We start from the raw sequence: 11,599 nt of genomic DNA on the forward strand, positions 1-11,599 counted from the left end.
GCTTAAACCCGTTTGAAGAGCAACACCGCGTTCTGCCCGCCGAAGGCGAAGGAGTTGGAAAGGGCGTACGCCACCTTGGCCTCGCGGGGCTCAGGCACGAAGTCCAGGTCCAGCTCGGGGTCCGGGTCCTCGAGGTTGATGGTGGGGGGGATGATCCCGTGGTAGAGGGCCTGCACCGTGGCAATGGCCTCAATCCCTCCCGCGGCCCCCAGGAGGTGGCCGGTCATGCTCTTGGTGCTGGAGACCATGAGCTTTTTGGCGTGCTCCCCGAAAACCTCCTTGATGGCTAGGACCTCTGCCCGGTCCCCCACGGGGGTGGAGGTGCCGTGGGCGTTGATGTAGCCCACCGCCTCGGGGTTTACCTGGGCGTCTTGGAGGGCGCGGCGCATGGCCAAGGCCGCTCCTTTCCCTTCAGGGTGGGGCTCGGTGATGTGGTGGGCGTCGGCGCTCCGGCCAAAGCCTACCACCTCGGCGTAGATCCTGGCCCCTCGCCTTTTGGCGTGCTCGTACTCCTCCAGGACCACCACCCCGGCCCCCTCGCCCATCACAAAACCATCCCGGCTCAAGGTGAAAGGGCGGCTGGCCTTGGGGGGCTCCTCGTTCCGGGTGGAAAGGGCCCGCATCACGGCGAAGGCCCCGATGGCCATGGGGGTGATGGCGGCCTCCGTACCCCCGGCCAGCACGATGTCGGCCTCCCCAAGCTGGATCATGCGGAAGGCGTTGCCGATGGCATCCGAGCCCGTGGCGCAGGCGGTGACCGCGGTGGAGCTCGGTCCCATGAAGCCATAGCGCATGGCGATATGGGCGGAGGCCATGTTGGCGATCATCATGGGGATGAAGAAGGGACTGATTCGGTTGGGCCCCCGCTCCAGGAAGACCTTGCTCTGGGCCTCCCAGGTCTCCATGCCCCCGATACCCGTGCCCACCAGGGTACCCACCCGCTCGGGGTCTAGGGTGCTTGTTTCCAGGCCCGCATCCCTAAGGGCCAGCTCGGCGGCGATCAGGGCGTACTGGACGAAGCGGTCCAGGCGCCTAAGCTCCCTTTTGTCTATGTACTCCTCTGGGTTGACCTCCACCTCAGCGGCGATGCGCACCGGCAAGGTGGAGGCATCAAAGCGGGTGATGGGGCCTACCCCGCTACGGCCTTCCAGCTGGGCTTTATGGTAGGCTTCGGCCCCCACGCCGATGGGGGTGAGGGGGCCGAGGCCGGTGATGACCACGCGTCGCATGGGGGTAGTATACCGAAAGGAGCCAGGGAAAGGAGAAAGGGCGCGTGAATGCGCCCTCCTTGAGGCTTTAATACCCGTGCCCTCTTCCCTAGAGATTTACCGGGGCCCCCACCTTGGCGAAAACCAAGGTGGAGCGGGGTAAAGCCTAGCCCAGCTTGGCCTGGATGAAGGCCACCGCATCCTTAACGGTGCGGATCTTTTCCGCCTCCTCGTCGGAGATCTCCAGGCCAAACTCGTCCTCGAGGCCCATGATGAGCTCCACGGTGTCCAGGCTGTCCGCACCTAGGTCCTCGATGAAGCGGGCTTCCAAGGTGATCTTCTCCGGTTCCACCGAGAGCTTTTCCGCGATAACCGCCTTGACCTTTTCAAAGATTTCCTGCTCCGTCATGAAAACCTCCCTTGGGGATTTTACCACGGGGTCTAGCCCCGGGCCTGGCCCCCTCAATGGGGGGTGAGCCCCCCGTCCACGCACAGGGTCTGGCCGGTGATGTACCCGGCGGCCTCGGAGACCAAGAAGGCCACGGCCTCCGCCACCTCCTCCGGGCGGCCAAAGCGGCCTGCGGGGATGCTCTTCAGGTAGGCCTCTTGGACTTCTTTGGGAAGCTTTCCCGTCATCTCCGTTTCTATGAACCCCGGGGCCACCGCGTTCACCGTGATCCCCCTGGCGGCGTACTCCTTGGCCACCGCCCGGGTGAAGCCGATGAGGCCCGCCTTGGAGGCCACGTAGTTGGCCTGGCCGGGGTTGCCCAGGATGCCCACCACGCTGGTGATGTTCACGATGCGCCCGAAGCGGGCCTTCATCATGAGCTTGATGGCCTCGCGGGTGGTGCGGAAGACCGCGGAGAGGTTGGCCTCGAGGACCGCCTCCCAGTCCTCGTCCTTCATACGGATGAGGAGGGTATCCCGGGTGATGCCGGCGTTGTTCACCAGGGTGTCCAGCCCGCCCAGGATCTCCGCCGCGGCGTGGACCAAACCCGTGGCGGCCTCCGCCTCCAGGAGGTTGGCCCCCAAGACCCCCACCAGGGGGCTACCCAGCCTCCTGGCCTCCTCCGCCACCTCTTCCGCCTTCTCCCGGTTCTGGCCGTAGTGGATCACCAAGGCGTAGCCTTCCTGGGCCAGCCTCAGGGCGATGGCCCGGCCGATGCCCCGGCTGGCCCCTGTCACCAGTGCCTTACGCATCCTCCACCTCCAAGGCCTTTCTTATCCCCTCCGGGTCTCCCACGGAAAGGGCCTGGGCTTCCTTCAGGGTGCGGGCCACCAGGCCCTTGAGCACCTCGCCGCTACCAAACTCCAAAAAGCGCCGGAGGCCCCTCTTTTCCATATCCCTTAGGATCTCCACCCAGCGCACCGGGGCGGTGATCTGCTCCAGGAGAAGCGCACGGATGCGCTCGGGGTCCTCCTCGGGCTTGGCGGTCACGTTGGAGTAAACGGGAAAACGGGGTTTCCTTAGGGCCACCCCTGCCAGGTCCCGGGCCAGGCGTTCCTTGGCGGGCGCCATCAGGGAGGAGTGGAAGGGGGCGGAGACCGGCAGGAAGACCACCCGGGCCCGTTTTTCCTTTAACCTTTCTGCCGCCTCTTCCACCGCCCCCTTCTCGCCGGAGATCACCGTCTGCTCGGGGGCATTGAGGTTGGCCACCTCCACCCCCTCTAGCCCCGCCAAGGCCTCCTGGATGGCCTCGAGGGGAAGCTTTAGGATGGCGGCCATGGCCCCCTTTCCTGGGGGCACGGCCTCCTGCATGTACCGGCCCCGGAGGCGTACCAGCCTAAGGGCATCCTCCAGCCCCAGGGTGCCGGCGGCCACGTGGGCGGTCCATTCCCCCAGGGAATGGCCGGCGGCCAAAAGGGGTTCCTTCCCCCCGGCCTCCAAAAAGGCCCGGTAGGCGGCGTAGCCCACCGCCAGGAGGGCGGGTTGCTGGTTCTCCGTGAGGGTGAGGGCTTCCTCCGGGCCTTCCCACATAATCTTGAGGAGGCCGGGCAAGGCGGCCTCGGCCCGGTCCAAGACCTCTTTGGCGGCGGGAAAGGCCTCGTAGAGGGCCTTTCCCATGCCCACCCGCTGGGAGCCTTGGCCCGGAAAGAGGGCGGCGTACATCAGGCTCCCCCCCAGGTGAGTACCGCCGCGGCCCAGGTGAGCCCGGCCCCAAAGGAAACCAGGAGCACGTGATCCCCTTCTTGGATCCGGCCGTCGTCCACCGCCTCCTTAAGGGCTAAGGGGATGGAGGCGGTGGAGGTGTTGCCGTAGCGGTCCACGTTCACCACCACCCGCTCCCAAGGCAAGCCCAGGCGCTCCCGGGCGGCGTCAATGATCCTGAGGTTCGCCTGGTGAGGCACGAAGACCTTGATGTCTTCCGGGGTGAGGCCGGCTTTCTCTATGGCCTCGAGGGTGGCGGTGTTCATCACCCGCACGGCGAACTTGAAGACCTCGCGCCCATTCATGTAGAGGCGGTTGCGCATGGAGGTGCCGTCGGGAAGCCTAGGGGCCACGCAGGCATGGTAGAGCTCCTTGGCCCCGCTGCCGTCGGCCCCCAGCACAAAGGACTTAAAGCCAAACCCCTCCCGCACCGGACCCACCACCGCCGCGCCCCCGGCGTCCCCGAAGAGCACGGCGGTGGCCCGATCGTTCCAGTCCAGGATTTTGGAGAGGGCCTCCGCCCCCACCACCAGGACCTTCCGGGCCAGGCCCGCCTCCACCAGGGCATGGGCTTGGGCTAGGGCGTAGATCCATCCCGGGCAACCGGCCAGCAGGTCATAGGCGAAGCCCTGGATGCCAAAGCGGGCCTGGACCAAGGCGGCGGTGTCGGGGAAAAGGGCATCGGGGGTGTTGGTGGCCACGATGACCCCGTCCACTTCCTCCAAAGCCCCCGGGTGCCGCTTGAGGAGGTCCTCCACCGCCTGGAAGGCCAGGTCCGAGGTGTACTCGTCTTCGGCAGCAATATGCCTTTCCCGGATGCCGGTGCGGGTCACGATCCACTCGTCCGAGGTGTCCAAATAGGCCTCAAAGTCCTCGTTCCTCATGACCCTCTCGGGGACGTAAGCCCCCAGGGCCAGGATGCCGCTCATGCCTGACCTCCCGTCATGGGCACCACTATACCCACTGGCAGTGAAAAAAGTTGAGGCCCCGGGTTTAGGGGCCCCTTATCTTGACCCGGTCTAGACTTCCAGGACCTTGCGCCCGTCGTAGTAGCCGCACTCCGGGCAGACGGTGTGGGGGGGTTTGGGCGCCTTGCACTCGGGGCAGGGTACCAGGGTCGGGGGGGTCAGGGCGTGGTGGCTCCTACGGGCATCGCGCCGTGCCTTAGAGGTCTTCTTCTTGGGTACAGGGTGCTTGGCCATCTCCAGTCCTCCAGGGGGGCTAAAGCCCCCGCTAAACCCCTGGTAGTATAGCAGACCCGCTAGAGTTCGGGAAGGAGGTCCTTAAGGCCCAAGAAGGGGTGGTGGACCTCCGGCTCGTGGCCGCAGTCCACCAGGTTGCGGTCTGCCCCGCACACGGGGCAGAGGCCCTTGCACCCCTCCTGGCACAAGACGGTGTAGGGCATTTCGGTGACGAAGGCCTCGGTGAGGAAGGGAAGAAGGTCCAAGTCGGGCTCGCCAAAGGTGTAGTACTCCTCCTCCGCCTCCTCGTGGAAGACCACCTCGCCCAGGCCCTGCTGGTAGCGCAAAAGGTGCTGGAAGTGGGCGTGGATGGGGGTAGGGGTGGGCTTGAGGCAGCGGCGGCACTCCATGAGGGCCACGCCCTCCACCTCACCCGAAAGCCAGTACTCGTCCCCGCCCACGGCGGAAACCGCCACCTTCCAGGTGGCCTCGCCTTCCAAGGGGAAGCGCTCCTCACCTACCCAAAAGGCTTCCTGCACCACCCCTGTGGCGCGAACCGTTCCTCCTTCTCGCAAGAGGCGGGCCAGATTGATGCTTGCCACCTCGCGGTATTCCATCCTTCTAAGTATAGCGCTCCCCCCTCCTTTCTCCTAGAGGGGAGGCATAAAGTTCCCAAGCGGTGCATGGCCTTTTCTGCTACCATGCCCCCCATGGAGCGGGTAGCCATCGTGGGTGTGCCCATGGACCTAGGGGCTGGGCGGCGCGGGGTGGACATGGGACCTTCGGCCCTGCGCTATGCCCGGCTTGCCGAGGAGCTCGAGGCCCTGGGGCTCCTGGTGGAGGATCTCGGGGATATCCGGGTTCCCGTGGCGGAGACCCTTAGGAGAAGGGGGAACCGTTCAGAGAGGGAGAACTATTTGGAAGAAATCCGCCAGGCAGCCCTGGAGCTCAAGGAAAGGCTGCGCTCCTTGCCGGAGGGGGTGTTCCCCATCGTGATGGGGGGGGACCATTCCTTGAGCATGGGGTCGGTGAGCGGGGTGGCCCGGGAGCCCCTGGGGGTAGTCTGGGTGGATGCCCACGCGGACTTCAACACCCCGGAAACCAGCCCCAGCGGCAACATCCACGGCATGCCCCTGGCGGTGCTCTGCGGCCTGGGGCATCCCCGCCTGACCGAGGCCTTCCAGGCGGTGGACCCCAAGCGGGTGGTCCTGGTGGGGGTAAGGAGCCTAGACCCCGGGGAGAAGCGTCTCCTTAAGGAAATGGGGGTTACCGTGTACACCATGCACGAGGTGGACCGCCTAGGGGTGGCCCGCATCGCCGAGGAGGTTTTGGAAAGGCTTGCTGGCCTTCCCCTTCACGTGTCCCTGGACGCCGACGTCCTGGACCCCACCCTGGCCCCCGGGGTGGGGACCCCGGTCCCGGGGGGGCTTTCCTACCGGGAGGCGCACCTGCTCATGGAAATCCTAGCCCATTCGGGCCGGGTGCGAAGCCTGGACCTGGTGGAGGTGAACCCCATTTTGGACGAGCGCAACCGCACGGCGGAGATGATGGTGGGCCTGGCCCTGAGCCTTTTAGGGAAACGTATCCTTTAGGGATTGACGCTAGGGGTTGTGCCGGCTAGCGTATCCCCATGAAAGCGCGCTGGTGGGTGGGGCTTCTCCTCCTCATAGTGTTGGGAGGCTACCTGGCCCTTTCGCCTTACGGGGCTCCAGGGGGCCATTGAGCGCCGGGATGCGGCGGCACTGGAGCGGTACGTGGGCTTTTCCCCGGGTTAGGGAAGGCCTCGAGGCTGACCTCAACGCCGCCATGGTGAAGGAGCTGGAGAAGGCCCAGGACGATCCCTTTATGGCTTTGGGCATGCTCTTTGCTGGGGGTTTGGTCCAGGCTTTTGTGGATTCCCTGCTTACGCCTGAGGGCTTGGCCAGCCTGGGCACGGGGAAGAACCCCGGTGAGGCTAGCCTGGAGGAGGTGCGCAAGTGGCGGCTAAAACTTCAAGGGCTTTCCCGGGCCTTCGTCTACCACAGGGATAACCCGCAGGCCGGTCTTGTTATGGAGCGCCAGGGGTTAAGGTGCCGGGTGGTACGGATGGTGGTTAACCCCTAGCCTGGCCCCGCAGGTACCGTCCCAGCCTCTGCCCTCCGTGGAAGGCCAGGGCCAGGCTTTCCCAGGGAGGGTCCTTTTTGCGGTGGAGAAGGGGGTCCAGGGCCTCCTTGGCCCATTGGCTCACCAGCACCGGGAAGTCCAGCCCCGTTTCCAGGAAGTACGCCTCCGCCTCCCGCCAGGCCCCCTCGCTCCGGCGGAAAAAGGCGGAGAGGTCCTTGGGCGGCGGGGCCTCCGGCCAGAGGAAGCCGCTTACCACCCCCAGGAGCCATGCTCCCCGGAGGTGCTTGGGCAAGGCCTGGGCTCCCCGGGCCACGTACCCCAGGGGGTCCTTGTGCAAAAGCTCCCGCGGTAGACGGGCCAGGGGGTCCTCCATGCCTTGAGTGTAAACCTGGTGTGGGGAAAAATCCCGGGCCCCGGGATACCTTCCGTACCCCAGGGCCGGAAAGAAGGCCACGGGCTTAGCCCGCGGCAAGGGCGGGGAGCACGGCTCCGGGAATGAGGCCCAGCAGGATGAGAAGAAGCGCCACCCCCAGGGCCACGCTCCGGGCCAAGGGCCGGGGACGGGCCTCGGCTGCCCCCTTCTGGAACACGGCCAAGCCCAAGGCCAGATAGTAGTAGGCGCTCACCGCGCTGGTGATGAGGGCCAGGACCAAAAGGCCCCACTGCCCGGCCTTGGCGGCCTCGGTGAAGACCAGGTACTTGCCCCAGAAGCCAGCCAGGGGTGGAAGGCCCAGGAGGGACAAGGAGGCCACGAAGAGGCCTAGGCCGAGGAGGGGGTCTCGGTGGAAGAGCCCTTTAAGCCGCTCCAGGGGCACCCGGTCCGGGGAGACCTCCGAGAGCACGGCGAAGGCCAGCCCCGTGGCCAGCACGTAGGTGAGGAGGTAGAAGCCCAAGGCCGTGGCGTTTCCCGTGTAAAGGGCCAAGGCCATGTACCCGGCGTGGGCGATGGAGCTATAGGCCAAAAGCCTTTTCGCCTCCTGCTGGCCCAAGGCGGCCAGGTTCCCCAGGATCACGGAGAGGGCGATGAGGAGGGTCAAGGCGTCGGGGACGCCCGGCGCGGCCACCCGAAGCAGGGCGGCGAAGGCGGCCGCCTTCACCCCCGTGGCCATGAAGAGCACCACCGGGGTAGGGCTACCCTGGTAGACGTCGGGGGTCCAGAAGTGGAAGGGAGCCAAGGCCACCTTGAAGCCCAGTCCTACCAGGAGGAGGCCCAGGGCGAGGGCGTAAAGGGGGCCTTCGCCAGGGGTCCCCGCCAGGAGGCTTCCCGTGGCCCCATAGTGGAGGGCGGTACCGTAGAGGAAGAAGGCCGCTGCTAACGCTCCCAGGAGGAAGTACTTTAGCGCGGCTTCCAGGCCTTCCCCTTTCCGCCAGGTGGCCAGGGCGTAAAGGGGGAGGGATAGGGCCTCGAGGGCCACCAGCATCAGGATGAGGTTTTTGGTGGAGGCGAGAAGGTGCATCCCCAAGGCGGCGTAGAGGACCAGGAGGTAGAACTCAAAGCGCCGGCTCCGCACCAACCCCACGGTCCAAAGGGCTCCCAAAAGGGCCAGCAGGGTAAAGACCTGGGCGATGCCGTCCACCTGGTAGGGGCCAAGGGCGAAGGGCCTTCCCCAGGTGAGAAGGAGGGAAAGAAGGGCCAAGGAGAGCCCCAGGATGGTGAGCCGTTTGTAAAGGGGCACGGAAACGAAGAAGCCCAAAAGGGTAAGGGCCACGGAGAACACGGTGAGCACCATCAGGGTCATGCGCCACCTCCAAGGATCTTGGCGAAGGCCTCCGCCAGAGGCTCAAGGCCCTTTACGAAGAACCCGGGGAAGACGCCCATGAGGACCAAGGCGGCCACCGCCAGGAAGGCGAAGGGCCATTCCGCCCCCTTCAGGTCCTCCGCCCCCCTTTGACCCTCCTCCCAGAAGACCTTTTGGAAGGCGGTGAGGGCATAGGCCACCCCCGCGATCACCGAGAGGAAGGCGAGGGCGGTGAGCCAGGGGCTAGCCTTGTAGGCCCCAAGGAGGGTTAAAAGCTCCCCGGGGAAGCCGGAAAGCCCGGGAAGCCCCACCATGGCCAGGAACAGGAAAAGGGCCAGGGCGCTCAGCCCGGGGGCGCTTTCGGCTAGGCCCCGGAAGCGCCCGATCTCCAGGGTGTGAAGCCTTTCGTAAAGCCTACCCGCCAAGAGGAAAAGCCCCCCCGTGTAGACCCCGCTAGCCGCCAGGAGGTAAAGCCCCCCCATGGCCCCTTCCGGGGTGCCGGAGAAGACCCCCAAGGCGGCTACCCCCATGTGGGAAACCCCGGCGTAGGCCAAAAGGGTCTTGAAGTCCTTGGCGGAGAAGGCCACCCAGGCGCCATATAGGGCGGAGATGGCCGCCAGGAAGAGGAGAAGCCCCTGAAGTTCCGCAAATCCTCCCGGGGCTAAGGGGATGGCGAAGCGGAAAAAGGCGAAGACCCCCACCTTGTAGAGGGTGCCCATGGCGTCGGCGAGCCCCGAGGGATGGTTTTCCTGGTGGAAGAGGGGAAGCCAGGCGTGCAGGGGGAAAAGGGGTGTCTTGATGGCAAAGGCCAGGGCGAAGCCCAAAAACACCCAGAAGGCAACCCTTCCCCCCACCGGGTGGGCCAGGAGGTCCTCGAGGAGGAAGCTGGGGCTCCCCCCCAGGGCCTTCACCGCCAGAATGGCGGCCAGCATGGGCAGGGATCCCGCGAGGGTGAAGAGGAGGAAGGTGTAGAGGGCTTTAAGCCGCCCCTCACCGCCATAGAAGAGGAGCATGAGGAGGGCGGGGATCAAGGCCGCTTCAAAGAACAGGTAGAAGACCAAAAGGTCCCGGGCGGCGAAAAGCCCCAGGAGAAGGCCCGACATCAAAAGGGCCAGGCCCAGGAACCGCCCTTCCACCTGGGCCACCAAAGCCCCCAGGAAGACGGTAAGGCCGATGGTGAGGAAGAAAAGGGCGGCAAGCCCATCCAGCCCAAAGGCCCAGTAAACCCCGAACCCCGGAAGCAAGGGAAGGGTTACCTCGTGGGCCATTCCGCCCGGGTGGGTGAGGAAGAGGTAGAGGTTGAGGAGGAAGCTTAATCCCGCCCCCCAAACCCCAAGGGTGCGGGGAAGGCCCAAAAGGAGGAGGCTGCCCAAGAGAATGGGTAAAAGAATCGCCAGGATTACCACCGCATCACCCCCAGTAGAACGAGAACACCCAGCACGAAGAGCAGGGCGTAGACCCTAAGGTAGCCGGTCTGCAGCCGGGTGATCCCTTGGCCCAGGCTACGTACCCCCCCGCCCAGGCCGAAGTAGCCGCGCAGGAGGCTACGGTCCCCCAGGAAGAGGGCCTCCGCCAAGGCCTTCAAGGGGTTCACCAAAAGGGCGTTGTACACCCGGTCCGCATAGAAGCTTTCCCGGCTCCAGGCCTCAAAGGTGAGGTACCAGGCAGGGAAGGTTTTCCGTTGGAAGAAGGTGAAGCCCAGCCAGAGCCCCACGAGGGCCACCACCCCCGAGAGGGCGATAAGTCCCCATTCTGTTCCCAAGGAAAGGTGGTGGGCTTCCACCTCCGCCAGGGTGGGCTTCAAGAAGGGCTCGAGGAGGTTGGGCAAGGGATGGGGCAGGGCCAGGTACCCGGCCAGCACCGAGCCCAGGGCTAAAAGGTGGTTGGGCCAGAGCATTACCGGAGGGGCCTCATGGGGATGGTGGTGGCCCCGCTCCTCCCCCAGAAAGACCAGGACGAACCAGCGCATGGCGTACATGGCGGTGAGCACCGCCACCAAAAGCGCCCCCAGGTAGAAGCCCAGCCCGCCGAAGGGGTAGGTGAGGGTGGCGGTGAGGATGGCGTCCTTGGACCAGAAGCCGGAAAGCAAGGGAAGGCCCCCCAAGGCCAAGGCGCCCACAAGCCCGTGCCAGCGGGTTAGGGGCAGGTGCTTCCAAAGCCCGCCCATCTTGCGCACATCCTGTTCCCCACCCAAGGCGTGGATCACGCTCCCCGAGGCCAGGAAGAGGAGGGCCTTGAAGAAGGCGTGGGTGAAGACGTGGAAGAGGGCCACCCAGTAGGCCCCTACCCCGGCGGCCAGGAACATGTACCCCAGCTGGCTGATGGTGGAGTAGGCCACGATCTTCTTGATATCGGTCTGGCCAAAGGCGGAAAGGGCCCCGTAGGCGGCCGTGATCAAGCCTATGACGGCGATGGTGTAGGAAACGTCGGGGAGGTTGGCGTAGAGGAAGGAGCTTCGGGCGATGAGGTAGACCCCGGCGGTCACCATGGTGGCCGCGTGGATCAAGGCGGAAACCGGGGTGGGGCCGGCCATGGCGTCGGGAAGCCAGACCATGAGGGGCACCTGGGCGCTTTTCCCCACCGCCCCCAGGAAGAGGAGAAGGCCCGCCAGGGCCAGGAGGCTGGGGTTTTTCAAGGGGCCTTCCAGGGCTTCTTTGAGCTCGCTGATGGAAAGGGTGCCGTAGAGGGCCCAGAGGATGGCCATGCCCAGCATGAAGCCCAGGTCGCCGATGCGGTTCACGATGAAGGCCTTGCGGGCGGAGTCCGCATACTGGGCGTTTTTATACCAGAAGCCGATGAGGAGGAAGCTGGCCAATCCCACCCCCTCCCAGCCGATGAACATCACCGGGTAGCTGTCGGCCAGGACCAGGGTGAGCATCATGGCGATGAAGAGGTTGAAGTAGGCGAAGAAGCGGCTGTAGCCGGGATCCCCCCCCATGTAGCCGATGGCGTAGACGTGGATGAGAAACCCCACCCCGGTGACGATGAGGAGCATGAAGCCCGAGAGGTTGTCCAAAAGGAGGCTGAAGGGGATTCCCGGGAGCCATTCTGCCTCATACCGGGCCCCACCCGAAAGGAGAAGGCCCACCCCCACCAGGAAGGAGGCCAGGACCAATAGGGAGGCGACCACCCCGGGTAGGGGTTCCTTCATCTGCTTGCCGAAAAGACCCAAAAGGGCAAAGCCCAAGAGGGGAAGGAGGATGGTCAGGAGAAGCATCT

At 65.4% G+C, this 11,599-nt stretch carries 13 protein-coding genes; 2 read left to right on the forward strand and 11 right to left on the reverse strand.

Going from position 1 to position 11,599, the window contains the following annotated elements:
- Positions 1-2: 2 nt before the first annotated feature.
- The 7 genes from fabF to L0D18_RS08800 form a co-directional block, all read right to left on the reverse strand.
- Positions 3-1,229, reverse strand: a complete 1,227-nt coding sequence (gene fabF, locus L0D18_RS08770) for a beta-ketoacyl-ACP synthase II (protein ID WP_243028506.1) — start codon at positions 1,227-1,229, stop codon at positions 3-5.
- Positions 1,230-1,374: 145 nt separating this feature from the next.
- Positions 1,375-1,617: an acyl carrier protein gene (acpP, locus tag L0D18_RS08775; protein WP_243028507.1), complete on the reverse strand. Its 243-nt coding sequence runs from the start codon at positions 1,615-1,617 to the stop codon at positions 1,375-1,377.
- A 53-nt stretch (positions 1,618-1,670) separates the two neighbouring features.
- A complete protein-coding gene (fabG, locus tag L0D18_RS08780) occupies positions 1,671-2,408 on the reverse strand; it encodes a 3-oxoacyl-[acyl-carrier-protein] reductase (protein WP_243028508.1) in 738 nt (245 codons plus the stop codon).
- A complete protein-coding gene (fabD, locus tag L0D18_RS08785; protein WP_243028509.1) occupies positions 2,401-3,318 on the reverse strand; it encodes an ACP S-malonyltransferase in 918 nt (305 codons plus the stop codon). Before fabD ends, fabG begins: the two co-directional genes overlap by 8 nt.
- A complete protein-coding gene (locus L0D18_RS08790) occupies positions 3,318-4,286 on the reverse strand; it encodes a beta-ketoacyl-ACP synthase III (RefSeq protein ID WP_243028510.1) in 969 nt (322 codons plus the stop codon). Before L0D18_RS08790 ends, fabD begins: the two co-directional genes overlap by 1 nt.
- A 90-nt stretch (positions 4,287-4,376) precedes the next feature.
- Positions 4,377-4,559, reverse strand: a complete 183-nt coding sequence (rpmF, locus tag L0D18_RS08795; RefSeq protein ID WP_243028511.1) for a 50S ribosomal protein L32 — start codon at positions 4,557-4,559, stop codon at positions 4,377-4,379.
- Positions 4,560-4,618: 59 nt separating this feature from the next.
- Positions 4,619-5,155 carry a YceD family protein gene (locus L0D18_RS08800; RefSeq protein WP_243028512.1) on the reverse strand — a complete coding sequence of 179 codons (537 nt, stop codon included), beginning with the start codon at positions 5,153-5,155 and terminating at the stop codon, positions 4,619-4,621.
- Between the two features lie 84 nt (positions 5,156-5,239).
- Between L0D18_RS08800 and rocF the strand changes: the two genes are divergently transcribed.
- Both rocF and L0D18_RS08810 read left to right on the forward strand, forming a co-directional pair.
- Positions 5,240-6,130 carry an arginase gene (rocF, locus tag L0D18_RS08805; RefSeq protein ID WP_243028513.1) on the forward strand — a complete coding sequence of 297 codons (891 nt, stop codon included), beginning with the start codon at positions 5,240-5,242 and terminating at the stop codon, positions 6,128-6,130.
- A gap of 139 nt (positions 6,131-6,269) precedes the next feature.
- A complete protein-coding gene (locus L0D18_RS08810) occupies positions 6,270-6,641 on the forward strand; it encodes a DUF2939 domain-containing protein (RefSeq protein WP_243028514.1) in 372 nt (123 codons plus the stop codon).
- On the opposite strand, the gene L0D18_RS08815 is transcribed toward L0D18_RS08810, so the two are convergent.
- The 4 genes from L0D18_RS08815 to nuoL all read right to left on the reverse strand — a co-directional run bounded on the left by L0D18_RS08815 (position 6,631) and on the right by nuoL (position 11,597).
- A complete protein-coding gene (locus tag L0D18_RS08815) occupies positions 6,631-7,014 on the reverse strand; it encodes a hypothetical protein (RefSeq protein ID WP_243028515.1) in 384 nt (127 codons plus the stop codon). The genes L0D18_RS08810 and L0D18_RS08815 overlap by 11 nt on opposite strands.
- 85 nt (positions 7,015-7,099) lie before the next feature.
- Positions 7,100-8,380 carry an NADH-quinone oxidoreductase subunit N gene (locus tag L0D18_RS08820; protein ID WP_243028516.1) on the reverse strand — a complete coding sequence of 427 codons (1,281 nt, stop codon included), beginning with the start codon at positions 8,378-8,380 and terminating at the stop codon, positions 7,100-7,102.
- On the reverse strand, positions 8,377-9,786 hold the full coding sequence (locus tag L0D18_RS08825; RefSeq protein ID WP_243028517.1) for a complex I subunit 4 family protein: 1,410 nt from the start codon (positions 9,784-9,786) through the stop codon (positions 8,377-8,379). The genes L0D18_RS08820 and L0D18_RS08825 overlap by 4 nt, the downstream gene beginning before the upstream one ends.
- Positions 9,780-11,597, reverse strand: coding sequence for an NADH-quinone oxidoreductase subunit L (gene nuoL / locus L0D18_RS08830; RefSeq protein ID WP_243028518.1), 1,818 nt, complete (start codon positions 11,595-11,597; stop codon positions 9,780-9,782). Before nuoL ends, L0D18_RS08825 begins: the two co-directional genes overlap by 7 nt.
- Positions 11,598-11,599: the final 2 nt, after the last annotated feature.

Source organism: Thermus albus (assembly GCF_022760855.1).
Taxonomy (GTDB): Bacteria; Deinococcota; Deinococci; order Deinococcales; family Thermaceae; genus Thermus; species Thermus albus.